This is a genomic window from Streptomyces sp. NPDC088733 (assembly GCF_044751185.1).
Classification (GTDB): Bacteria; Actinomycetota; Actinomycetes; order Streptomycetales; family Streptomycetaceae; genus Actinacidiphila.
Genome location: NZ_JBIVLH010000023.1, coordinates 117,723 through 141,776, shown reverse-complemented (window position 1 = coordinate 141,776; position 24,054 = coordinate 117,723). Strand labels below are relative to the sequence as shown.

20 protein-coding genes and 1 pseudogene are annotated in these 24,054 nt (G+C 72.1%); 14 read left to right on the top strand and 7 right to left on the bottom strand.

What is annotated here, in order from left to right:
* Positions 1-164: 164 nt before the first annotated feature.
* Both ACIP64_RS32340 and ACIP64_RS32335 read right to left on the bottom strand, forming a co-directional pair.
* On the bottom strand, positions 165-608 hold the full coding sequence (locus ACIP64_RS32340) for an SRPBCC family protein (RefSeq protein WP_401593699.1): 444 nt from the start codon (positions 606-608) through the stop codon (positions 165-167).
* 150 nt (positions 609-758) lie between these two features.
* A complete protein-coding gene (locus ACIP64_RS32335; RefSeq protein WP_401593697.1) occupies positions 759-2,216 on the bottom strand; it encodes a glycerophosphodiester phosphodiesterase family protein in 1,458 nt (485 codons plus the stop codon).
* Positions 2,217-2,731: 515 nt separating this feature from the next.
* On the opposite strand from ACIP64_RS32335, the gene ACIP64_RS32330 reads away from it, so the two are divergent.
* Positions 2,732-3,490, top strand: a complete 759-nt coding sequence (locus ACIP64_RS32330; RefSeq protein ID WP_401593694.1) for a type 1 glutamine amidotransferase domain-containing protein — start codon at positions 2,732-2,734, stop codon at positions 3,488-3,490.
* Positions 3,491-3,621: 131 nt separating this feature from the next.
* Here the strand turns inward: ACIP64_RS32330 and ACIP64_RS32325 are convergent.
* Positions 3,622-3,747: pseudogene (locus ACIP64_RS32325) on the bottom strand (alcohol dehydrogenase); the annotation flags it as partial.
* 104 nt (positions 3,748-3,851) lie between these two features.
* Between ACIP64_RS32325 and ACIP64_RS32320 the strand changes: the two are divergent.
* A complete protein-coding gene (locus ACIP64_RS32320; RefSeq protein WP_401593692.1) occupies positions 3,852-4,901 on the top strand; it encodes an Rv2578c family radical SAM protein in 1,050 nt (349 codons plus the stop codon).
* Positions 4,902-4,948: 47 nt separating this feature from the next.
* A complete protein-coding gene (locus tag ACIP64_RS32315; RefSeq protein WP_401593690.1) occupies positions 4,949-5,464 on the top strand; it encodes a GNAT family N-acetyltransferase in 516 nt (171 codons plus the stop codon).
* Here the strand turns inward: ACIP64_RS32315 and ACIP64_RS32310 are convergent.
* Positions 5,430-6,935, bottom strand: a complete 1,506-nt coding sequence (locus ACIP64_RS32310; protein WP_401593687.1) for a HEAT repeat domain-containing protein — start codon at positions 6,933-6,935, stop codon at positions 5,430-5,432. The genes ACIP64_RS32315 and ACIP64_RS32310 overlap by 35 nt on opposite strands.
* Positions 6,936-7,260: 325 nt before the next feature.
* On the opposite strand from ACIP64_RS32310, the gene ACIP64_RS32305 reads away from it, so the two are divergent.
* The 8 genes from ACIP64_RS32305 (at position 7,261) to pssA (ending at position 17,245) form a co-directional block, all read left to right on the top strand.
* On the top strand, positions 7,261-9,048 hold the full coding sequence (locus ACIP64_RS32305) for a 3-hydroxyacyl-CoA dehydrogenase family protein (protein WP_401593685.1): 1,788 nt from the start codon (positions 7,261-7,263) through the stop codon (positions 9,046-9,048).
* A 97-nt stretch (positions 9,049-9,145) separates the two neighbouring features.
* The gene (locus tag ACIP64_RS32300; RefSeq protein ID WP_401593678.1) at positions 9,146-9,904 is read left to right on the top strand and encodes a TetR/AcrR family transcriptional regulator; all 759 of its coding nucleotides are present in this window, start codon (positions 9,146-9,148) and stop codon (positions 9,902-9,904) included.
* Between the two features lie 520 nt (positions 9,905-10,424).
* Positions 10,425-11,762 (top strand): crotonyl-CoA carboxylase/reductase, encoded by a 1,338-nt coding sequence (gene ccrA / locus ACIP64_RS32295; protein WP_401593676.1) that lies wholly within the window; start codon positions 10,425-10,427, stop codon positions 11,760-11,762.
* A gap of 14 nt (positions 11,763-11,776) precedes the next feature.
* Positions 11,777-13,789: a protein meaA gene (locus ACIP64_RS32290; RefSeq protein WP_401593673.1), complete on the top strand. Its 2,013-nt coding sequence runs from the start codon at positions 11,777-11,779 to the stop codon at positions 13,787-13,789.
* A 55-nt stretch (positions 13,790-13,844) separates the two neighbouring features.
* Entirely contained in the window at positions 13,845-14,348 is a 504-nt protein-coding gene (locus ACIP64_RS32285; RefSeq protein WP_360908882.1) for a MaoC family dehydratase, read from the top strand.
* Between the two features lie 20 nt (positions 14,349-14,368).
* Complete coding sequence (locus tag ACIP64_RS32280; protein ID WP_401593671.1) at positions 14,369-15,580, top strand: acyl-CoA dehydrogenase family protein; 1,212 nt, start codon at positions 14,369-14,371, stop codon at positions 15,578-15,580.
* Between the two features lie 170 nt (positions 15,581-15,750).
* Positions 15,751-16,407 carry a phosphatidylserine decarboxylase gene (locus tag ACIP64_RS32275; RefSeq protein ID WP_360908886.1) on the top strand — a complete coding sequence of 219 codons (657 nt, stop codon included), beginning with the start codon at positions 15,751-15,753 and terminating at the stop codon, positions 16,405-16,407.
* On the top strand, positions 16,394-17,245 hold the full coding sequence (gene pssA, locus ACIP64_RS32270; protein ID WP_401593668.1) for a CDP-diacylglycerol--serine O-phosphatidyltransferase: 852 nt from the start codon (positions 16,394-16,396) through the stop codon (positions 17,243-17,245). Before ACIP64_RS32275 ends, pssA begins: the two co-directional genes overlap by 14 nt.
* Positions 17,246-17,315: 70 nt before the next feature.
* Here pssA and ACIP64_RS32265 read toward each other — a convergent pair whose 3' ends face one another.
* Together ACIP64_RS32265 and ACIP64_RS32260 are read right to left on the bottom strand one after the other, a co-directional pair.
* Positions 17,316-18,443, bottom strand: coding sequence for a glycerate kinase (locus tag ACIP64_RS32265; protein WP_401593665.1), 1,128 nt, complete (start codon positions 18,441-18,443; stop codon positions 17,316-17,318).
* 37 nt (positions 18,444-18,480) lie between these two features.
* Positions 18,481-19,188: a class I SAM-dependent methyltransferase gene (locus ACIP64_RS32260; RefSeq protein WP_401593662.1), complete on the bottom strand. Its 708-nt coding sequence runs from the start codon at positions 19,186-19,188 to the stop codon at positions 18,481-18,483.
* 116 nt (positions 19,189-19,304) lie between these two features.
* Between ACIP64_RS32260 and ACIP64_RS32255 the strand changes: the two genes are divergently transcribed.
* The 3 genes from ACIP64_RS32255 to ACIP64_RS32245 all read left to right on the top strand — a co-directional run bounded on the left by ACIP64_RS32255 (position 19,305) and on the right by ACIP64_RS32245 (position 22,200).
* Complete coding sequence (locus tag ACIP64_RS32255; RefSeq protein WP_401593660.1) at positions 19,305-20,369, top strand: ADP-ribosylglycohydrolase family protein; 1,065 nt, start codon at positions 19,305-19,307, stop codon at positions 20,367-20,369.
* Between the two features lie 9 nt (positions 20,370-20,378).
* Positions 20,379-21,368, top strand: a complete 990-nt coding sequence (locus tag ACIP64_RS32250) for a ketopantoate reductase family protein (RefSeq protein WP_401593657.1) — start codon at positions 20,379-20,381, stop codon at positions 21,366-21,368.
* Between the two features lie 322 nt (positions 21,369-21,690).
* Entirely contained in the window at positions 21,691-22,200 is a 510-nt protein-coding gene (locus ACIP64_RS32245; protein ID WP_401593654.1) for an NUDIX domain-containing protein, read from the top strand.
* 22 nt (positions 22,201-22,222) lie between these two features.
* Here ACIP64_RS32245 and ACIP64_RS32240 read toward each other — a convergent pair whose 3' ends face one another.
* Complete coding sequence (locus ACIP64_RS32240) at positions 22,223-24,016, bottom strand: gamma-glutamyltransferase family protein (RefSeq protein WP_401593652.1); 1,794 nt, start codon at positions 24,014-24,016, stop codon at positions 22,223-22,225.
* Between the last annotated feature and the right edge of the window lie 38 nt (positions 24,017-24,054).

The following is a 24,054-nucleotide window of genomic DNA, read 5'->3' as shown; positions in this document are numbered from 1 at the left end:
ACCCAGCGGCTCACCCCGGCAGATGTGGGACGGCTCGCCCCTGGTGTCGTCGAGGCCGCCGAGGAAGCCTCCCGCTGCCTGGGCTACCGGCCCGGTATCCGGGACGGCGCCGGAGCGCACTGAGCGCCCGGCGCCGGCCCGGCACAGCGGTTCGCTCCCGCCGGCTACTTCTCGGTCTCGGCGGCCAGGCGGGCGAGCACCGCGTCCTGGATGCGGTTGAGCCCCTTGGGCGCGAAGGTGCGCTCGAAGAAGCCGCCGATGCCGCCCGCGCCGGTCCAAGTGGTGCTGACCACGGCCTTGGCGCGGCCCTCGCCAGCCGGGGTGACCGTCCAGGTGGTCACCATCGAGGAGTTGCGGTCGGTCTCGACGAGCTGCCCGGCGGTCGGCTCGGTGACCGCGAACAGGCAGTCGCGGATGCGCTTCTCCGTCGCCTGGAGCTTCCAGTGCACCAGGGTGCCGGCGCCGCTCCCGCCCTCCCGCACCTCGTACTCGCTGTACTGCTCGGGCAGCAGCCGCTGCCGGGTCCCCGCGTAGTCGGCGAGCGCCGCGAAGACGCTCTCCGGGCTCGCCGCGATCTCGCGCTGGGTGGTGGCCTCGACCTGTGCCATCGCCGTCCTCCGGTGACTTGCCGTGATCCGTGTGCCGTCACGGCAAGCCAATCACCACGGGCGCGCCCCCGCGAAATCGGCGGCTCCCATCGGGGCACCCGGGGGCCCGCGTCCTGGCCGGTCCCCGGACGGGGGCCGGCCAGGAGTGCTTCAGCGGCGGACCGGGACGAGCTGGAGGTAGTCGAGGTTCCAGTTCTGGTAGGCGTCCTGGGGAAGGCTGATCCGCAGGGTGTGACGGCCGACGGTGAGCCGCTGCTGCACACCGCTGGGCTGCAGGACCTCCTTGCTGTGGCTCGTGGTGTTGCGGATGTCGACCCGCTTGCTCTCGACGCCGCCGTCGAAGGAGACGGTGTAGGTGCCCGCGGGCGAGTACGGCGAGGACGCCCGGACGGAGAGTGCGTACGTCCCGGTCCGCGGGACGTCCACGTCATAGGTCAGCCACTCGCCGCCGCGCATCCAGCCGACCCGGACGTTGCCGTCGGCGTCCTCGATGTCGACGTCCTCGCCGGGCCGCATCTTCAACCCGCCATTGTTCCCGCCGTCGTTGTCGTGGTAGCCCCTGTCCTGGCCGGGGAGGAAGTTCTCGGCCTGGACCCGTACGCCGCCGTGCGGAACGGGGTCGCCCTCGCCGGTGCGGAGCCAGGACTCGAACTTCTCCACATCGTCCGTCTGGAAGATCGTGGTGTCGAAGCTGCGCGCGAGGGCCTCCCAGCCGCGCAGCGGGTCGGTCAGCGACGCCTCGTCGGTCATGTGGTCGGACAGGCCGTTCCACATGGTGTTGTTGAAGACGCGGCTGTGCCGGGCCACGGCGTCGAGGAACGGCTTGCGGGCGACGGCGTCCTGGACGCTGCCGTAGTTCACCTCGTAGGCCACCGGCTGGTCGTCGCCGAACGCGGCCACGGCCCCCAGGTTGCCGTCCGTGATCATGTGCATGTAGAGGGCGCCCTTGTGGGTGGCGAGGAAGTCCTGGACCTCCGGCACCGGGGCGTCACTCTTGTAGAGGCCGTTGCCGACGGTGCCGGTGCGGGTGAGCACGTCCCAGACCTGCTCCCGGAACGGCCAGCCCTTGTCCAGGTTGATCAGCCCGCGATTCTTGGCGAGTTCCATCGCCTCCTCCAGCGTGGGCACCTGCTGGTCGGTGACCGCCGCCTGGCCGCCGCCAAGTCCCTCGCGCAGGCGGAGCTGCTCGATCTGGGCGAGCGTCATGTCGGAGACCGCGCCGCGTCCGTTGGTGGTGCGGTCGACGGTGGTGTCGTGCATCAGGACGGGAACGCCGTCCTTCGTGAGCTGGATGTCGGTCTCGATGATCTCGGCACCGTCGTCGTAGGCCGCCTTGAACGCCGCCAGCGAGTTCTCCGGGGCCTTTCGCCACTGGCCCCGGTGCGCGGTGGTGAGGATCTTCGCGTCGGAGCCGTGGTCGAGCAGATCCCGGTAGGCACGTACCGCCGCCGTGCTCCCGGGTTTGCCGGAGCCTCCGAAAAGGTACGACGTGCTGTCCGAACCGCGGCCGGCGGCCAGGCCGATGTCAGCGGACGGGAGACCCCCGCCGAGCACGGCAGCGGCCACAACCAGCGTCAGGGACGCGGCGGCTGCGGTAGCACCACTCACAACTGATCTCTTCATGGGCCGGAGAGTAGGAAGGCGCCGGGAAGGGACGACGTACGTCGCACGCCTCTCCGAAGTCCGAGAATTGAACATCGCCACGCTCGAGGACGGCACGGAAATTCAATCGGCGCGACTTTGTGATCGCCCGCACCAACCGTCCGAGGCCGTCCACGGGTTGCGGCACCCGCGGTCATTCACGGAGAAGGTGTGGCGCGGATATTCCGGCACCGCAATGGCACACGCACGACTCTTCCCGCCTGCCAGGACACGGCCGGCAGAGTTCTGCCCGCGGCGTCCCTCCCCCGTCTTGGGACATCACGGATGCCGTGCCCAAGCCGGCCGGTTCAGCCGAGGGACATTGGCGCCAGGATTCCATGCCCCTGTCCCCGGGATTCCCTTTCGGGCATTCCCATGGCGTGCTTACTGCCGGAAAGCCGCCGAGGCTCCAGCACAGCATTGTTCCGCATGGCCGTGGCGTCCACGCCCATGAACGCGCGCGGTCCTGGCATGATGCCCGCATGCGCGTGTGGATGCCGGTCCCGGACCGGGACTTCGACGTGACCGAGGTCGCCGTGCCGTGGCACGTGCTCACCCTGGCAGGTCACGAGGTCGTGCTCGCCACCGAACGGCCCGGTACCCGGCCCGCGGCCGACCCGCGGCTGCTGGACGGGGTGGTGTTCGGCCGGCTCGGTGCCGCCGCGGAGGCCAAGGACCGGTACGAACAGCTGACTCGCAGCGCCGCGTTCGAGCACCCGGTGGGCTGGGAGGACACGGACGTCACGGAGTTCGACGGGCTGCTGCTGCCCGGCGGGCACGCGCCGGGGATGCGCCAGTACCTGGACTCGGGCGTACTGCGGGAGCAGGTGGCCCGGTTCTGGGCACTGGACCGGCCGGTCGGCGCGATCTGCCACGGAGTCCTCGTGCTGGCCCGCACCAAGGACTTGGATACGGGCCGCGGGCTCCTCGCCGACCGCCGCACCACCTGCCTGCCCAAGTACATGGAACGTACCGCCTATTGGACGACCGCCTGGCGCCTCGGCCGGTACTACCGCACCTATCCGGCGTACGTGGAGGACGAGGTGCGCGACGCGCTCGCCGACCCGGCGTCGCAGTTCGAGCGGGGACCCCGCGTGCTGACCCAGCGGGGAACCGAGGACGACGACACCCACGCGTTCGTCGTCGAGGACGGCCACTATCTGTCGGCCCGGTGGCCGGGCGACGCGTATCTGTTCGCCCGCCGCTACCTCGCCCTCCTCGAACAGCACGCAGCGGGCTGAGGTACACGGAGCCGTGAAACGCCCTTACGTCGGATCGCGGCCGCGTCACTGACGAGGACCCGCTCGTACGCCTCGTTGACCCCCTCGGCACGGATCGACGGCTCCGCCGTGGTCGAGCGTGCCGCGACGCCCTCGCGCAGTGACGGCGAGAGCACCGTCACCTCGGCGCCGAGCACATCGGCGCTCTTGAACGCGACGCGGCCGAGCCCGCCCATGCCCACGAGCGCCGCCTTCTTGCCCGGACCGGGACTCCCCCGGCTCCGGGACTCCGCCAACCGCCGGCGACACCTCCTCCGGATACCCCTCGACGTTTTTCGCTCAGGTGTTCTATTCTCGGGGCAGAGCAACAAAAGGAGGCGGCATGAGGTGGGACAACCTGAGCCGCGACACGGCGGCGGCCACACCCGCGCTCTTCGGCATGGACGCCGTGACCCGCACATTCGACACGCCCGAGTTCCGCGGCATCACCTTCCACGAGGTGCGCGCCCGCAGCATCGTCAACCGGGTGCCGGGGGCGTCCCGGATGCCCTTCGAGTGGACGATCAACCCCTACCGCGGGTGCAGCCACGCGTGCGTCTACTGTTTCGCGCGCAAGACGCACAGCTATCTGGACCTCGACACCGGCCTGGACTTCGACTCGCAGATCGTCGTCAAGGTCAACGCCCCGGAACTGCTGCGCCGCGAACTGGCGGCGCCGCGCTGGCAGGGCGAGCACATCGCCATGGGCACGAACGTCGACTGCTACCAGCGCGCCGAGGGACGGTACCGGCTGATGCCGGGCATCCTGGCGGCCCTGCGGGACCACGCCAATCCGTTCTCGATCCTCACCAAGGGATCGCTGATCCTGCGCGACCTGGACCTGCTGGTCGAGGCGTCGCGCGTCACGGAGGTCTCCGTCGCGGTCTCCGTCGGCTTCCTGGACCGGAAGCTGTGGAACACCGTGGAGCCGGGCACCCCCGCGCCCGCGCGGCGGCTGGACGTCTGCCGGACCCTGAACGGCCACGGCATCCCTTGCGGCGTCCTGATGGCACCCGTGCTGCCCTATCTCAGCGACTCCCCCGAGCAGTTGCGGGAGACCGTCCGCGCCATCGCGGCGGCCGGCGCCACCTCGGTCACCCCGCTCGTGCTGCATCTTCGCCCCGGCGCCCGCGAGTGGTACATGGCGTGGCTGTCGGTGCACCACCCCCGTCTGATCTCCCGCTACAAGGCGCTGTACGAGAGCGGTGCCTACGCCCCGACCTGGTACCAGCGGCGCATCACGCGCATGGTGCACGAATTCGCCGACGAGTTCGGCATAGGCCCCTCCCGCGCGGGTGCCGCCCGGCGTCTGCGGGCCGTACCGACGCCGCCCGCCGACGAGTCGGCCGCCGCCGAGCCGGTGCCGGAGCCGACGCAATTGACGCTGCTGTGAGAAAAGCCGCTGGCCGGCACCTCCTCCGTGCGCATAGCGTCCGGTGCATGAACGAAGTACGGACGATGACCCGCGACGACATCGACGCCGTGGCGGCGATCCGCGTCAGCGGCTGGCGGGCGGCGTATGCGGGGATCGTCCCGCAGCCCTACCTGGACGCCATGGACGCCGAGGCGGATGCCGAACGCCGCCGGGGATGGTTCGACGAGGGCAATGGGCGGGTCGACAACCTTGTCTCCGCCGAGGGCGGCGAACCGACCGGGTGGGCGGCGCTCGGCCCGTACCGCGGTGAGCAGGACGGCGGCGAGGTCGGCGAGTTGTACGCCATATACGTGCGCCCGGACCACATCGGCAAGGGCGCCGGACGCGCCCTCATGGCAGCCGTCCGGGCCCGCGCCGCCGAACGCGGCTTCCGACAGCTGCGGTTGTGGGTGCTGGCCGACAACGAGCCCGCGCGGCGCTTCTACACACGCGCCGGTTTCGGCCCGGACGGGACCGACCAGATCGAGATGTACGACGACGTGCCCCTCAAGGAGCTGCGCTACGCCGCGGAACTGGACTGAACGAGCCCGCCAGCCTCCGCGTCGCTGCACTGGGCGCTTCCTTGTGCGCCCTGGCCAGCGCCGAGGCCGCCACCGGGTCGCCGGAACGCACCAGGGCCCGGACGACCCGCCGCGGGTACGGCGGCGCGCACAGCCCCGCGAGCGCGGCAGTGGCGCGGGGCTCGTCCCAGTAGCGGGCCAGTCCGCGCGCGGCCGCGCTCCGCACCTGCTCCTCCGGGTCGCCGGCCGCGGCGAGCAGCAGGTCCAGCACGGCCGGGCCGCCGATCCGGCCGAGGGCTTCCACGGCCGGGGCGCGCAGTGCCGGCACCCCCGCGGCCCGGCTCAGCGCGGGCACCGCCCGCGCGTCCCCGAGCCGGCCGAGCTCCTGCACGCAGCCGCGCGTTGCCTGGAGGCCGAACCGCCCCTCGTCCAGCAGCCATCGCAGGGTGGACGTCAGGGCCGGCACGGACTCCGGAGCACCCAGACGCCCGAGGAGGCGGATCGCGGCGAGGGCATAGGTGATGCGCAGCCGATTGGTGGCGAGCGCGGCGGCGGCACGGGCGGTGCGCGGGTCGCCGAGCCGGGCGAGGGTGTCCGCGGCGGTGACATTGCGGAAGGCGTCGCGGTGGTTGAGGAGCAGGAAGAGCGTCTCGAAGGCCCGGCGGTCGCCGGCGCGGCCGAGCGCGACGGCGGCGATCTCCCGTTCCTCCAGGGAGCGCGACGGCTCGGTCAGGACGCCCGCGAGCGCGTCCCGCGCACCGGGGTGGTCCGTCCTGCCGAGTGCCGCGAGCGCCGCCTCGCGCACGTCCGCCTCGGTGTCCCGGGCGGCCGCGACGAACAGGCCGAGGTGCGCCGGCTCCCCGGCGCACCCGAGCAGATCGAGGGCGAGGGCCCTGGCCCGGGGCGCCGGGTGGGCGGTGTACCGGAGCAGCAGCGGCACGCTTCCCGGCGCCCGGGGCAGGTCGGCCGGGCAGGGTGTCAGGCGCCAGTGCCGGCGTTCACCCCCGCTGAAGACGCGGCCGATGGTCCGCTCCAGCAGGTCCGGGTACCAGGCGGGCGTGCCGTGTTCCGCGCAGGCGTCGCAGAGCAACTCGAAGAGCGGTGCGGCGCTTTCTGGTGCGCGCCGGGCGGCCAGCGCCTCCAGGACGTAGCGGCGCTCGTCCGCCGTGCCACCGGGCAGGATGCCGAGCAGGGCGGGGACACCGGGTGACCGGCCGGTCACCCCGTCGAGCAGGGCCCGCTCCTCCGGTCCGAGCCACGGCCGCACCATGGCGGCGGCGTCCCTGGACGCGGCCATGCGCCGCACATAGGCGTCGCGGGACTCGGCGGCGCCCTGGGCCGCGAAGGACAGCAGTCCGACGACGCGGCGCGACTCGCCCCGGTCCCGCAGCTCGGCGAGGGTGGTGCCGCCGGAGCGCAGGGACCCGTACAGGGCCCCGGCGCGTCGCGCCGCGCGGTGCTCCCCGAAACGCCCGTCCCCCGCGTCGTCCACAGCGTCCCCTCTCGCCCGATGTTCACCTTAATGGCGCGCTCATCTGTCGGGGGTACAAATCACATGGGCGGGGGGCTGGCGCGCTGGTTACTCGCCGGTTACCCTCTAACCAACGCACACCGCGGCCTGGTGACGCAGCCGCCGTGTGCCGCCGCCGTCGGTTCGGCACCATCGCGGCGCAGCCCCGGGACAGGGCGCGCCAGCATCTTCACGCGGGCACGCACACCCACGCGTACGCACCCCGCGGCTCCTCACAACTCCTCTCCCGCCCGCGCCTGTGCCATGAAGACGCACGGCGCGGATCCTCAGCAACTGGAGTTCCGCGATGGACCGTCCACGTCCCTTCCGCACTGTCGCCGTCGTCGGCCTCGGCACCATGGGCACCGGCATCGCCGAGGTCATGGCACGCGCCGGTCACGAGGTGATCGGCATCGAGACCGACGAGGCCGCGGCGCGCCGCGCCGTCGACTCCCTGGAGTCAGCCACCGCCCGCGCCGTGCGGCGCGAGCGCATGACGGAGCCGGAGCGCGGCAATGTGCTGGCCCGCTTCCGCACCTTCTCCGACCTCCAGGCCGCGGCCGACGCCGATCTGGTGATCGAGGTCGTCACCGAGCACTTCGAGATCAAGCGCGAGGTCCTCGTCGGGCTCGACGCCGTCGTCAAGCCCGACACGGTCATCGCGACCGGTACCAACGCGCTGTCGGTGACGGAGCTCGCCTCCCGCACCTCGCGCCCCGACCGGGTTCTCGGCCTGCACTTCTTCGCACCCGCCCCGGCCATGAAGCTGGTCGAGGTGGTCTCGACCGTGCTGACCTCGCCGGAGGCCACCGAGAGCGTGACCGCGCTCGTCCGCGGCCTCGGCAAGGAGCCGGTGGCGGTCGGCGACCGGCCGGGCTTCATCGCCGACGGGCTGCTCTTCGGCTACCTGAACCAGGCGGCCGCCATGTACGAGTCCCGCTACGCCACACGCGAGGACATCGACGCGGCAATGCGGCTCGGTTGCGGCCTGCCCATGGGCCCGCTCGCCCTGCTCGACCTGATCGGCATCGACACCGCCCGGACCGTGCTGGAGGCCATGTACGCGGCCTCCCACGACCGGCTGCACGCCCCGGCGCCGATCCTCGGGCAGCTCACCGCTGCGGGACTGCTGGGCCGCAAGACCGGCCGCGGCTTCTACACCTACGAGGCCCCCTGCAGCGCCACGGTCGTGGCGGACACCGAGACGCCCGTCGCCGGCGACGGCGCCGCGGCCGGGCGCCCCGTGCGGCAGGTCGGCGTCGCGGGCTCCGGCACCATGGCCACCGGCATCGCCGAGGTGTTCGCCAAGGCGGGCTACGAGGTCGTCCTGGCCGCCCGCGGCCAGGAGAAGGCCGGCAAGGCACTCGCGGCGCTCACCAAGTCCCTGGACCGGTCGGTGGCCAAGGGCAGGCTCACCCAGGAGCAGCGGGACGAGGCCGTGGCCCGGGTGACCGCGGCGGGTTCGCTGGACGCGTTCGCGGACGTCGACCTGGCCGTGGAGGCGGTCGCGGAGGACCTGGCGGTCAAGCAGCAGCTCTTCGCGACCCTGGACAAGGTCTGCAAGCCGGGCGCGGTCCTGGCCACGACCACCTCCTCGCTGCCGGTCGTCGCCATCGCGACCGCGACGTCCCGTCCGGCCGACGTCGTCGGCATGCACTTCTTCAACCCCGCCCCGGCGATGAAGCTGGTCGAGGTGGTCCGCACGGTCCTGACCGCCGACGACGTGCACGCGACCGTGCACGAGGTCTGCGGCAAGGTCCGCAAGCACGCCGTGGACTGCGGCGACCGGGCCGGGTTCATCGTCAACGCACTGCTGTTCCCCTACCTGAACAACGCGGTGAAGATGGTGCAGGAGCACTACGCGACGGTGGACGACATCGACGCGGCGATGAAGCTCGGCGGCGGCTACCCGATGGGCCCGTTCGAGCTGCTGGACGTCGTGGGGCTGGACGTCTCGCTGGCGATCGAGCAGGTGCTGCACAAGGAGTTCCGCGACCCCGGCCTGGCGCCGGCGCCGCTCCTGGAGCACCTGGTGTCGGCCGGGTGCCTGGGCCGCAAGACCGGCCGCGGCTTCCGCGAGTATGCCCGGCGCTGAGCCTGCGGACGGCTGGGGCGGCCTGCTGGGGCCGCCCCACAGGCTGCGGAAGCCGGGCCCTGCCCAAGAGTCGGCGGGAATGCAGTACTTTCGCGGTATGTCCCAGCCCGCGAAGCCCACCCGTACGTCCTCCGCAACCGCCCAGCGCCATCGCGTCCGCCAGGATCTGGCGGCCGCCGCGATGCACCTGTTCGCGAGCCAGGGCTACGAGGCGACGACCGTGGACGAGATCGCGGCCGCGGCGGGCGTGGCCCGGCGGACCTTCTTCCGGCATTTCCGCTCCAAGGAAGAGGCGATCTTCCCCGACCACGACGACACCCTGGTGCGGGTCGGGGAGGTGCTGGACTCCGCCGAGCCCCACGAGCACCCCCTGGACACGGTCTGCCGAGGCATCACCGAGGTGCTGCGGATGTACGCGGAGGCGCCCGAGGTCTCCGTCGAGCGCTACCGCCTGACCCGGGAGATCCCGATCCTGCGCGAGCGCGAGATCGCCTCGGTGGCCCGCTACGAGCGCCTGTTCACGCGTTACCTGCTGGGCCACTTCGACGAGAGCGCCCACCACGACGGCGACGACGACCCGCTGCTGGCCGAGGTCGCGGCGTCGGCCGTGGTCGCCGCCCACAACCACGTTCTGCGGCGCTGGCTGCGGGCCGGCGGCAAGGGCGACGTGGAGGCGCAGCTCGACCACGCCTTCGATGTGATCAGGACGACCTTCGGCACGGGGATCGGCCGCCGGCCCCTCCCCGCCCCGATCCTCACCTCCCACCAGGGCGAGGTGGTCGTGGCGGTCGCGCGCACCGACGCCTCGCCCGCGGAAGTGATGCGGACCATCGAGAAGGCCCTGAAGGGCGCGTAGGCGCCGGGCCCGGCCGTCCCGGGCCTTCCCCCGGGACGCGAGGTGGCACGCCGTGCCACATCCCCACCGCCCTCCGGAGGGGCTGCCCCGACTCGCCGCCCGGGCCGGCCGGTGGGACCGTGAAGTACCCCCCGCCCCGCACCCCCGCATCCGCGCATCCGCGCATCCTGCGCGCGACGACATTCCCCGATATTCCCGACATCCCCAAGCCGCTCAGATGTGCAGCCGTGGTGCCATTTGAGAAAAAATGTTGGCACCCAGTGTCTTGCCGAGTGGCACGCGGTGCCATACCGTGAGAGCAGTCCGGGCGGGCGGCGTGCGGTGAACCTTCGCACGCCGTCTGTCCCCAAAGGCCCGGACGCCTGCGTCACAGGCACTCCACCCGCGCCACCACGCGCTCTTGCTCGTTCCGTGCGACCGCCACGGAAACAGCACAACCGCCGAACCGACGGCACGACCCACCGCACCCCCCGACGTTCCCTCAAGCGTCCCTACGTCGCGCTTCGCCGGAGGCATCACTGTGAAGGACATCCTCGACGCAATCATGGCGTCCGAAAGCACGGCCGCGGACTTCGCGGCCCTGCCGCTCCCCGAGTCGTACCGTGCCGTCACCGTCCGCAAGGACGAGGCCGGCATGTTCGAGGGCCTGGAGAGCAGCGAGAAGGACCCGCGCAAGTCGCTGCACGTGGACGACGTGCCCCTGCCGGAGCTCGGCCCGGGCGAGGCCCTGGTGGCCGTCATGGCCAGCTCGGTCAACTACAACTCGGTGTGGACCTCGATCTTCGAGCCGATGTCCACCTTCGGTTTCCTCGAGCGGTACGGCAAGCTCTCCCCGCTCACCAAGCGCCACGACCTGCCGTACCACATCATCGGCTCCGACCTGGCGGGCGTCGTCCTGCGCACCGGCCCCGGCGTCAACGCCTGGCGGCCCGGCGACGAGGTGGTCGCGCACTGCCTTTCCGTGGAACTGGAGTCCGCGGACGGCCACAACGACACGATGCTCGACCCCGAGCAGCGCATCTGGGGCTTCGAGACCAACTTCGGCGGCCTCGCCGAGATCGCCCTGGTGAAGTCCAACCAGCTGATGCCCAAGCCCCGGCACCTCAGCTGGGAGGAGGCCGCGGCCCCCGGCCTGGTCAACTCCACCGCCTACCGGCAGCTGGTCTCCCGCAACGGCGCCGGGATGAAGCAGGGCGACAACGTCCTGATCTGGGGCGCCAGCGGCGGCCTCGGTTCGTACGCCACCCAGTTCGCGCTGGCCGGCGGCGCCACCCCGATCTGCGTGGTGTCCTCGCCGCAGAAGGCGGAGATCTGCCGCAGCATGGGCGCCGAGGCGATCATCGACCGCAATGCCGAGGACTTCCGGTTCTGGAAGGACGAGCACACCCAGGACCCGAAGGAGTGGAAGCGCCTCGGCAAGCGCATCCGCGAGCTGACCGGCGGCGAGGACGTCGACATCGTCTTCGAGCACCCCGGACGCGAGACCTTCGGCGCGTCCGTGTACGTCACCCGCAAGGGCGGCACGATCGTCACCTGCGCCTCGACCTCGGGCTTCACCCACGAGTACGACAACCGCTACCTGTGGATGTCGCTCAAGCGCATCATCGGCTCGCACTTCGCGAACTACCGCGAGGCGTGGGAGGCCAACCGCCTGATCGCCAAGGGGAAGATCCACCCGACGCTGTCGCGGACGTACAGCCTGGAGGACACCGGCCAGGCCGCCTACGACGTGCACCGCAACCTCCACCAGGGCAAGGTCGGCGTGCTCGCGCTGGCCCCGCAGGAGGGGCTCGGCGTCCGCGACGAGGAGATGCGGGCCCGGCACATCGACGCCATCAACCGCTTCCGGAACATCTGAGATCGGGAACGAGCATGAGCGAGCGTCAGAAGGACCGTCCGTGGCTGATGCGGACCTACGCCGGGCACTCCACGGCCGAGGCGTCCAACGCCCTGTACCGGCGCAATCTCGCCAAGGGCCAGACCGGCCTGTCGGTCGCGTTCGACCTCCCGACGCAGACCGGTTACGACCCCGACCACGTCCTCGCCCGCGGCGAGGTGGGCCGGGTCGGGGTCCCGGTCGCCCATCTCGGCGACATGCGCCGGCTCTTCCAGGACATCCCCCTGGACGGGATGAACACCTCGATGACCATCAATGCCAGCGCCATGTGGCTGCTGGCGCTCTATCAGGTCGTCGCGGAGGAGCAGGGCGCCGCGATCACGGAGCTCCAGGGGACGACGCAGAACGACATCGTCAAGGAGTACCTGTCGCGCGGGACGTACGTCTTCCCGCCGGTGCCGTCGCTGCGCCTGACGACCGACATGATCGCCTACACGGTCAGCCACATCCCCAAGTGGAACCCGATCAACATCTGCAGCTACCACCTGCAGGAGGCGGGCGCCACGCCGGTCCAGGAGATCGCGTACTCCATGGCGACGGCGATCGCCGTCCTGGACGCCGTCCGCGACTCCGGCCAGGTGCCGCAGGAGCGCATGGGCGACGTCGTGGCGCGCATCTCGTTCTTCGTCAACGCCGGCGTGCGCTTCGTCGAGGAGATGTGCAAGATGCGGGCCTTCACCCGCATCTGGGACCAGGTCACCAAGGAGCGCTACGGGATCGAGAACCCCAAGCAGCGCCGCTTCCGCTACGGCGTCCAGGTCAATTCGCTCGGCCTGACCGAGGCCCAGCCGGAGAACAACGTCCAGCGCATCGTGCTGGAGATGCTGGCCGTGACGCTCTCCAAGGACGCCCGCGCCCGCGCCGTGCAGCTGCCGGCCTGGAACGAGGCGCTGGGGCTGCCGCGCCCCTGGGACCAGCAGTGGTCCCTGCGCATCCAGCAGGTGCTGGCGCACGAGAGCGACCTGCTGGAGTACGGGGACATCTTCGACGGCAGCCATGTCGTCGAGGCGAAGGTCGGCGAGCTGGTCGAGCAGTCGCTCGCCGAGATCGGGCGCATCCAGGAGATGGGCGGCGCCATGGCGGCCGTCGAGTCGGGCTATCTGAAGTCGCAGCTGGTCTCCTCGCACGCCGAGCGCCGGGCGCGGATCGAGTCCGGCGAGGAGAAGATCATCGGGGTCAACTGCTACGAGGGCACCGAGCCCAGCCCGCTGACCTCCGACCTGGACGGCGCCGTCATGACCGTCGACCCGGAGAACGAGGCCCGGGTCGTCGCCGCCCTGCACGACTGGCGCGACAACCGGGACGAGTCCCGCGCCCAGAAGTCGCTGGAGGCCCTCAAGGCGGCCGCGGCGGGGACCGCCAACCTCATGGAGGCCACCCTGGAGTGCGCACGGGCCGGCGTCACGACCGGCGAGTGGTCCTGGGCCCTGCGGGACGTCTTCGGCGAGTACCGCGCGCCGACGGGCGTCGGCGGCGCCCCGGTCGCGGTCACCGCCGAGGCGGGCACGCCGCTGGCCGAGGTGCGCCGCAAGGTGGAGCTCACCGCGCGGGAGCTGGGCGGCGGCAAGCTGCGGCTGCTCGTCGGCAAGCCGGGGCTCGACGGCCACTCCAACGGCGCCGAGCAGATCGCCGTGCGGGCCCGCGACGCCGGCTTCGAGGTGGTCTACCAGGGCATCAGGTTGACGCCCGAGCAGATCGTGTCGGCGGCGGTCGCCGAGGACGTCCACTGCGTCGGCCTGTCGATCCTGTCGGGCTCGCACGCCGAGCTCGTGCCGGACGTCCTGGAGCGGCTGCGCCGGGCGGGAGCGGACGACGTCCCGGTGATCGCCGGCGGCATCATCCCCCCGGCGGACGCGGCCAAGCTGATCGAGTGCGGCGTCGCCGCCGTGTTCACGCCGAAGGACTTCGGAATCACCGGGATCATCGGCAGGATCGTGGACGAGATCCGCAGGGCGAACACGCTGGACCCGCTGGAGGTCCCCGCGTGACCGCCGCGGACGTCACCCGTACGAGCAAGCACGACACCCCGGAGGCGCAGTAGCGATGCAGTTCGGCCGCACGTATGAAGAGTTCGAGGTCGGCGCTGTCTACAAGCACTGGCCCGGGAAGACGGTCACCGAGTACGACGACCACCTCTTCTGCCTCCTGACCATGAATCACCACCCGCTGCACATGGACGCGAACTACGCCGAGCGGACCACCGACTTCGGCCGAAACGTCGTCGTGGGCAACTACATCTACTCCCTGCTGCTGGGCATGTCCGTCCCGGACGTCTCCGGCAAGGCCATCGCCAACCTGGAGATCGAGTCGCTGAAGCACGTGGCGCCGACCTTCCACGGCGACACGATCTACGGCGAGACCACGGTGCTGGACAAGTGGCCGTCGAAGTCCAAGGACGACCGGGGCATCGTCCATGTGGAGACCAAGGGCTACAAGCAGGACGGCACCCTGGTGTGCGTCTTCCGCCGGAAGGTGATGGTCCCGACCGCCACCTACATCAAGGAGCGCGGCGGCGAGCAGCCCGGCCGTCCGTCCGTCGCCCACTGAACTCCTAGGAGATACGACAGATGAGCCGTCTCGCCCAGACCGACGGGCTGACCGACGTCCAGCAGGAGATCCTCTCCACGGTCCGCAGCTTTGTCGACAAGGAGATCCTCCCGGTCGCCAACGAGCTGGAGCACAAGGACGAGTACCCCGCCGACATCGTCGAGGGCCTGAAGGAGCTCGGCATCTTCGGCCTGATGATCCCCGAGGAGTACGGCGGCCTCGGCGAGTCCCTGCTCACGTACGCCCTGACGGTCGAGGAGATCGCCCGCGGCTGGATGAGCGTGTCGGGCATCATCAACACCCACTTCATCGTGGCCTACATGCTCAAGCAGCACGGCACGCAGGAGCAGAAGGACCACTTCCTGCCCCGGATGGCCACCGGCGAGGTGCGCGGCGCGTTCTCGATGTCCGAGCCGGGCCTGGGCTCCGACGTCTCCGCCATCCGCACCAAGGCCGTCCGCGACGGCGACGACTTCGTCATCAACGGCCAGAAGATGTGGCTGACCAACGGCGGCACGTCCAACCTCGTCGCGGTCCTGTGCCGTACGGACGAGGGCCTGCCGGAGGGCACGGCCCCGCACAAGTCCATGACGACCTTCCTCATCGAGAAGGAGCCGGGCTTCGGCCCGAACCCGATGGTGAAGGGCCTGACCGTGCCCGGGAAGATCGAGAAGATGGGCTACAAGGGCGTCGACACGACCGAGCTCGTCCTCGAGGATGTGAAGATTCCGTCAAATCGCGTCCTGGGCGGCGAGACCGGGCGCGGTTTTTACCAAATGATGGACGGCGTGGAGGTCGGCCGGGTCAATGTGGCCGCCCGCGGCTGCGGCGTGGCCCAGCGCGCCTTCGAGCTGGGGATCGCGTACGCCCAGCAGCGGCAGACCTTCGGCAAGCCGATCGCGCAGCACCAGGCGATCCAGTTCAAGCTGTCCGAAATGGCCACCAAGGTGGAGGCCGCGCACGCGCTGATGGTCAACGCCGCACGCAAGAAGGACGCGGGCCGGCGCAACGACCTCGAGGCGGGCATGGCGAAGTACCTGGCCTCGGAGTACTGCAAGGAGGTCGTCGAGGACGCGTTCCGCATCCACGGCGGCTACGGCTTCTCCAAGGAGTACGAGATCGAGCGTCTGTACCGCGAGGCGCCGATGCTGCTGATCGGCGAGGGCACCGCCGAGATCCAGAAAATGATCATCGGGCGCCGGCTGCTCGAGGAGTACCGAATCCAGGGATGAATGTCTGGGTTGTGACACTTTGTGCGAGCCAAAGGTCACACCCAGTCATCAATAACCGGCCACTGACTCCGCCACTGGCTTGCCCAGTTGCCCGTCACTGCCGATACCATTCACGGAAAGCCGCCGTCCCCAGAACCATCTTGCGGCACCCTCCGCTACGAAGGTCTTCCATGCCCCACAGCCAATCCTCTGCTAAACGCGACAGCCTGGCCGGCGTACGCCTCGCGCGCGGAGCATCGCCGTGGCTCCTCCCGACCGTGGCCACCGCGGCGGTCAGTCTCGTTCGCGCCCGCCGCTCCGGGCGATGGGCGGCCGTGGCCGTCCCCACCACCGCCCTCGCGGCGGGCATGCTGTGGTTCTTCCGCGACCCCGAGCGGGAGATCGCCCAGGGCCGCGTGATCTCGCCGGCCGACGGCGTGGTGCAGAGCATCATGCCGTGGAAGGACGGGCGCACGCGCGTCGCGATCTTCATGAGCCCGCTGAACGTCCACGTCAACCGCGCCCCCCTCGCGGGCACGGTCACGTCGGTGGAGCACGTCCCCGGTGGATTCGTTCCGGCGTTCAACAAGGAGAGCGAGAACAACGAGCGCGTTGTCTGGCACTTCGACACCGAGCTCGGCGACATCGAGATGGTGCAGATCGCCGGTGCCGTCGCGCGTCGCATCGTGCCCTACATCCCGCAGGGCGCGAAGGTCGAGCAGGGTGAGCGGATCGGCCTGATCCGGTTCGGCTCCCGCGTCGACATCTACCTTCCCGAGGGCGTCGAGCCCGCCGTCGAGGTCGGCCAGACCACCGTTGCCGGGGTGACTCGCCTTGACCGTGATTGAGCCCGACGCGCAGGCACCGTGGGTCGCCGCGGTGGACGAGGACGACGACGATGACATGCCGCTGTCAACGCGGCTGTCGATAGCGGACGGCCTGACCCTCGGCAACGCGATCTGCGGCTTCATGGCGGTGTACTTCACCACCACCGGAGTCCTGGTCCCGCACCTCATGGGCAACACCGACGGCGGCATGACGCGGCACAGCGCCGCCACCGCCGTGCTGCTGATGCTCATGGCGTCGGTCTTCGACCTCTTCGACGGGCTCGTGGCGCGCAAGCTGCGCAGCTCGGCGATGGGTGCGGAGCTCGACAACCTCTCCGACCTCATCAGCTTCGGCCTGGCCCCCGCCTACTTCGTGGTGGTCTGGGGTCTGATCTCCGACGACGCCTACGGCCGGGTGTCGGCGGTGGCCGCGGTCGTGGTGCTGCTGGCGGTCGTGCTGCGGCTCGCCCGGTTCTCGTGCACGACGGTGCGCGAGGGCATCTTCCAGGGCATGCCGAGCCCCTTCGGGGCCATGACCGTGATCTCGGTGGTGTTGCTGGACCTGCCGTTCATCCCGACGGTGCTGGCCATCGTCGGTGTGGCGTGGCTGATGGTCAGCCGGGTCGAGTACCCCAAGCCGCGCGGCCGGCTCGCGGTGATGACCCTCGCCTGGATCGTGGTCAGCATGGGCTGCCTGGTCTGCTGGGCCTTCGCGGTCCCCGGTGGCGACGTGCTGCTGCAGACGGGCGCGGCCCTGCAGATCATCGCGGCGGCGGTCATCCCGCTGTTCGCGACGACCCGCCGGGTCAACACGATCCGCAACAACCGCCGTGAGGCGCGTGCGGCGCAGCTTCCGTAGCCGTACGACGAACGTCCGTGGGGCCCCGAGCCGGGAACGGCTCGGGGCCCCACGTGCGTGCGGCGGCGGCTCAGACCAGGACGTCGCGCGCGATGTCGACGGCGAGGCGCTCCAGAAGCGGCCCGGCCTCGGCCATGCAGCGCGCCGGGTCCGGCTCGATGTCGGTGAGGGCGTACGCGCGCCGGATGCCCGCCGCGGTCAGCGCGGCCGGGGGCAGTGCCAGGCGCCCGCACACGGCGACGACCTCGACGTCCCGGGCGCGGGCGGCGGCCGCCACACCGGCGGGGGCCTTGCCGTGCAGCGTCTGCTCGTCCAGGGAGCCCTCGCCGGTGATCACCAGGTCGGCCCGCTCGAGTGCCTGCGCGAAGCCGAGCATGTCCATCAGGACCTGCACGCCGGGCCGGAACCGCGCCCGCAGCCCGACGAGGGCGCCGAACCCGACACCGCCCGCCGCACCCGCGCCGGGCGCCTCCGCGGCCTCGGTGGCGTCCAGCACCTCGGCGAAGTGGGCCAGGGCCGCGTCCAGCGTCGCGACGTCCTCGGGGCCGGCACCCTTCTGCGGCCCGTAGACAGCGGCCGCGCCCTTCGGGCCGAGCAGCGGATTGTCGACGTCACTGGCGAGGACCACCTCGGTGTCCGCCAGGCGCGCGTCGAGCCCCGACAGGTCCGCCGACGCCAAGGTGGCGAGCGCCGCTCCACCGGGGGCCACCGGCACACCTTGTGCGTCCAGCAGGCGCGCACCCAGCGCCACGAGCATGCCGGCACCGCCGTCGTTGGTGGCGCTGCCGCCGACACCGAGCACCAGGGAGCGCGCCCCCGCGTCGAGCGCGGCACGCAGCAGCTCGCCGGTGCCGTACGTGGTGGCCGTCAACGGCGCGAAGACCCCCGGCGGCAGATGCCGCAGCCCGGACGCCTCGGCCATCTCGACGACGGCGGTGTCGCCGCGCAGCGCGTAGGCGGCCGTGACCGGCTCCCCCAGCGGCCCGGTGACCTCCACCAACCGCCGTTCGAAGCCCGCGGCGACGGCGGCGTCCACGGTGCCGTCCCCGCCGTCCGCGACGGGTACGGACTCGACGACGGCGTCCGGCGCGACGCGGCGCAGTCCGGCGCCGATCCGCTCGGCCACCTCGACGGCGGTGAGTGAGCCCTTGAACTTGTCCGCGGCGATCAGTACGCGCGCTCGCCGTGTGTCCGTCACATTGATCTCCCTTGCCACAGGTCGCGCCGCTTGGACCCTATCCCGGGGACCCCGCGGCGTAGTAGGAGGCGACGGACGGCTGGCCGGTCCAGTCGGGTCCGGCGTGCGGATCCGCGCCGAGATAGCGGAAGGGCAGGCGGACGACCCGGTGTCCGCTCAGGGTGAGCCGGTGGTGGCGGGCGTCGTAGGTGAAGCCGGCCGACCGCAGGGCCGCCGCCACCTGGCGGCCGCCCGACGTACCGTCGACGCGACGGATCCAGGCGGGGTCCAAGTGCGCGACCAGCAGACCCCCGGGGCTGAGCCAGGAAGCCGCGCGGGCGAGCAGGCCGAGCCGGTCGCCCACATAGTGCAGCCCGTGGACGCAGGTGATCAGGTCGTAGGACCGCCGCGGCGTCCAGGTCGCGGCCGAGGCCGTCACCAGCTCCACCCCGGGCGGTACCGGCACCGGGACGAGGGGACCCACCAGGTCGACGCCGGTCAGCACCGCCGTCGCCGGGAGCACGGCCGCGGCCTCGCGGAGGGCCCGGCCCTCCCCGCTGCACAGGTCGAGCCAGGAAGGCGAGGCGGAACGGGCGAGCAGCTCGCCGACGGGATCGAAGCCGAGTTCACGGGCGTAGCTGTTCACCCCGGACAGCCCGCGCTCGCGGTTCATCGTGTTGTTGGCGACCACGGACGACCCCTCCAGCTCGTCGTCGGGCAGCAGTGCGGGGGCGGTCGCGGGGGCGGCACCGGAGGCTTCTGACACCCGGTCATTGTCCCAGCGCACCCCTGGGGGCGGGCGGGGCGTCGGAAGAGCGCGACGCGCGACGGCAGGAGTGCGGGCTTCCCGCCGGAGCCGTGGGATTCCGGTACACCGGGAGCATGACGTCACCAACCCCCGTCCTCCAGGACAGGATCCTGGGCGGCTGGCTGGGCCGCATCGCCGGCAACATGCTCGGCAAGCCCGTGGAGCGCGGCGACCACTGGACCAGGGACCGCATCGACCGCTACCTGCGCCTGGCGGACGCCCTGCCGCTGACGGACTACCTGCCCGCGCTGTCCCCGCCCCCCGACCCCGCCGAGTTCGACCTGCGCCCCGAGTGGCGGCAGTGCACGCGCGGCGGCATCGACGGCAGCGTGCGGGACGACGACGTCGACTACGCGATCCTCGGCCTCGACCTGCTGGAGACGCACGGGGCGGGCTTCACCACCGAGGACGTCGGCGAGCTGTGGCTGCTGCGGCTGCCCTACCTCCAGACCTTCACCGCGGAGCGGGCCGCGTACCGCAACCTCGCGTCCGGTATCGGACCGCCGCTCAGCGCGACCGTCGACAACCCCTACCAGGAGTGGATCGGGGCCCTGATCCGCGCCGACGTGTACGGCTGGACCTCCCCCGGCGACCCGCGCCGCGCCGCCTCCCTCGCCCGGCGCGACGCGGTGCTGTCGCACACCGGCAACGGCGTCTACGGCGCGATGTGGGCGGCGGCCCTGATCGCCGCGGCGTTCACGGCTCCGGAAGCGCGGGACGCGCTGGAGGCGGCCCTGACCGAGATCCCGCCCGGCTGCCGGCTGTCGCGCACGGTGCGGCGCACCATGGCGCTGCACGAGGCCGGGCTCGGCTGGGCGGACACCCTGGCGGACCTGGAGCAGGAGACCGGGCACCTGCACTGGATCCACGTCGTGCCCAACGCCGCGGTCATCACCGCCGGACTGCTGTACGGGCAGGGCGACTTCACGTCCACGATCGCGCTGACCGTGCGCGGCGGCCTCGACACCGACTCCAACGGCGCCACGGCGGGCTCGGTTGCGGGCGTGCTGTGCGGCGCCGCCGCGATCCCGCCGCAGTGGACGGAACCGCTGCGCGACCGGGTGCGCAGCGCGGTCTTCGGCTTCGACGGCGTGGCGATCGGCGACCTCGCCCGCCGCACCCTCGCCCTGGTGCCGTAGGGTCCGCGTGTGCGGTACATCATCATCGGCGCGGGCGCGGTCGGCGGATCCATCGGCGGGCGGCTGTTCCAAAGCGGGCAGGACGTCGTCATGGTCGCCCGGGGCGCGCACGGCGCGGCACTGCGGGACCACGGGCTCACCCTGCGCACGCCCGATGCGACGCTCTCCCTCGCCGTCCCGGTCGTCGACGGACCGGACGCGCTCGACCTGCGCGACGACGACGTCCTGGTCCTCGCGGTCAAGACCCAGGACACCGCCGCGGCGCTCGACACCTGGGCGCCGGTGGGCCAGGGCCTGCCCCTGGTGCTCGCGCAGAACGGCGTCGCCAACGAACGGCTCGCGCTGCGGCGCTTCCCCGACGTGTACGGCATGTGCGTGTGGCTGCCGTCGGCCCACGTGGAGCCCGGCGTCGTGATCGCCCCTTGTGCACCGCTCACCGGCATGCTCCACCTGGGCCGCTACCCGCACGGCACTGACGCCACCGTCCGGCGCATCGCCGCCGGCCTGGAGGCGTCCCCGTTCCTGCGCGCGCCGGTCACCGAGGACGTGATGCGGTGGAAGTACGCCAAGCTGCTGACGAACCTGGGCAACGCCGTCGAGGCGCTCATCGGCCGCGACGACTCCCTGCGCGCCCTCCACCGGCGGGCGCGTGCCGAGGGCGAGGCGGTACTCGACGCGGCGGGCATCGCGTACGCGAGCGAGGCCGAACAGGCCGCGATGCGCGGCGACCTCGTCACGGTGCGCCCCGTCGAGGGCGCCGCCCGGGGCGGCGGCTCGACCTGGCAGAGCCTGAGCCGCGCGACCGGCTCCGCCGAGGCCGACCACCTCAACGGCGAGATCGTCCTCCTCGGGCGTCTCCACGGCGTGCCCACCCCCGTCAACGACACCCTGCGCAACCTCCTCAACCGCGCCGCCCGGGCCCGCTGCGCCCCTGGCAGCTTTCCCGCTGCCGACCTCGCGGCGGCGGTGGACGCGGCCGTCGCCGCGGCCGGGACGTGACCACGGCGCCGGACGGCGGGGTGCCGGTTCCGGCTCGCCGCCGGCCCACGACCTCACCCACCACCACGGCCTCGAAGCGGTCTTCACCGGCCCGTTGTTGAGGGTGTGAGGCGACAACGACAGCCCGGGGAGCGGGCGGCCCCGGCCCGGCCTCGTGCCTGGTCGCCGCGGAATGGCTCGATGTCGTGCCCGGAACGGTGCTGCGCCACTGGCGCGCGGATGCCGTTCCCGGCCAGAGGTTCGCCCCCTGGGTGCGGCGCGAGGGGTGAGCGGGGCGACCCGGTCTCCTGGGAACGACCGGTAGCCGATTAGGTTGGGACCCGTGACGACCTCCGACTTCTCCGCGTACATCGAGAGCCTCCCCAAGATCCTCGCCGGCGCGAGCACCCTGTTCCGTGACGCCGACGGCCGCATCCTCATCGCTGAGACCACCTACCGCGAGGACGGCAAGTGGGTGCTGCCCGGCGGCACCATCGAGTCCGCCGACGGGGAGACGCCCCGCGAGGGCGCCCGGCGCGAGACGCTGGAGGAGATCGGTCTCGACGTCGAACCGGGCGAACTCCTCGCTGTCGACTGGATCCAGGGGGTTCCGGGGCGGCCGCCGCTCGCCTCGTTCCTCTTCGACGGGGGCGTGCTCGACGACGCGTCGCTCGCGGCCGTCCGCCTCCAGGCCGAGGAGCTCTCCGACTGGCGCATGGCCACCCCGGACGAGGCCGAGGCCTACCTCTCCCCCGGCCTCTACCGCCGCGTCCGCGCCGCCCTGGCCGCCCTGGCCGCGGCCTCCACCCCCGTCGAACTCGTCAACGGCGTCCCGCCGAGGCGGCGGGCCTGAGAGCACGCCGGCGCGCGGACCCTCAGCGGCCCACCGCGTAGCCCTGCATACCGCGGGGGTTGGCGGCGGCGGACAGAACGCCCGTGCGCGGGTCGCGGGCGACGGCGCAGAGGCGGCCCTCGGTCCAGGGGGCCGCGACGGTGAGGTCGTGGCCGCGGCGCCGCAGGTCGTCGATGAGGGCTTCGCCCAGGCGGGATTCGACGGTGAGGCTGCCGGGGTGCATGGTGCGGGGGTGGAAGGAGCCCGGGAAGCTGTCGGTGTGCCAGTTGGGGGCGTCGACGGCACCCTGGAGGTCGAGGCCGCCGCGCACTTCCTCGCGCAGGGCGACCGCCAGGAAGAACGTCAGTGACCACTGGTCCTGCTGGTCGCCGCCCGGCGTGCCGAACGCCATCACGGGCACGCCGTCGCGCAGCGCGAGGGACGGCGTGAGGGTGGTGCGCGGACGGCGGCCGGGGGTGAGGGAGTTGGGCAGTCCGGGTTCGAGCCAGGCCATCTGGAGGCGGCTGCCGAGGGCGAAGCCCAGGCCGGGGACCGCGGGACTCGACTGGAGCCAGCCGCCGCTGGGGGTGGCGGCGATCATGTTGCCCCAGCGGTCGACGACGTCGACGTGGCAGGTGTCGCCCCGGGTCGCCCCGTTGTGCGCGACGGTCGGCTCGCCGACGCCCATCGCGTCGAACCCCGGCTCCGCGCCCGGCTCGTGGAGCGGGAAGGCGGGCAGCCGCGGGATGCGCCCGCCGGGGCTGCCGGGCCTCAGGTCGTCCGAGGCCTTGGCAGGGTCGATCAGGGTGCGCCGGGCGTCGTTGTAGGCGGGCGAGAGCAGTTCCACGAGGGGGACGCCGTCCGGGTCGGCGTCGCCGTACCAGGCCTCGCGGTCGGCCATGGCGAGCTTGGCGCCCTCGACGAGGGTGTGCACCCAGTCCGCGGTGCCGTACTCCGGCAGGTCCGCCGGGCCGGGCAGCAGCGCCAGCTGCTGCAGGAAGACCGGGCCCTGGCTCCAGGGGCCCGCCTTGCAGACCGTCCAGCCGTTCCAGTCGTGGGTGACGGGCTCCTCGTAGCGGGCCTCGTAGGCGACGAGGTCGTCGCCGGTCAGGGTGGAGGCGTGCCGCTCGCCGGAGGTGTCCATGGCCGGGCGGGCCGCGAAGTCCACGAGGGCCTCACCGATGAAGCCCTCGCGCCAGACGCGCCGGGCGGCCTCGATCTGCGTCTCGCGGCCGCCGCCAGCGGCCTGCGCCTCGCGCAGCAGGCGCTTCCAGGTGGCGGCCAGTTGCGGGTTGCGGAGCAGTTCGCCGGGGCGCGGCGCGGGCAGGTACAGCTCCGCAGAGGTCGTCCACTCCGTCTCGAACATCGCGCGCACGGACTCCACCGTCGCGCCGATCGCCTCCACCGCGGGGTGCCCGTGCTCGGCGTAGCCGATGGCGTACGACAGCACTTCGTCCAGCGGCTTCGTGCCGTGGTCGCGCAGCAGCACCATCCACGCGTCGAAGGCTCCCGGCACGGCCGCCGCCAGCGGTCCCGTGCCCGGGACGAGGTCCAGGCCGAGCGACCGGTAGTGCTCGACGCTCGCGCCCGCCGGGGCCGGGCCCTGGCCGCACAGCACGCGCACCTCGCCGCCCGCCGGGGCGAGGACGATCGGCACCTCGCCGGCGGGCCCGTTGAGGTGCGGCTCCACCACGTGCAGGACGAATCCGGCGGCGACCGCGGCGTCATAGGCGTTGCCGCCGCTCTCCAGCACCGCCATGGCCGACTGCGAGGCCAGCCAGTGCGTGGACGAGACCATGCCGAAGGTGCCCTGAAGGGTGGGCCGGGTGGTGAACAATTGCGTACTCCTCGCGCCGTATGGCTCCTACACTCGCA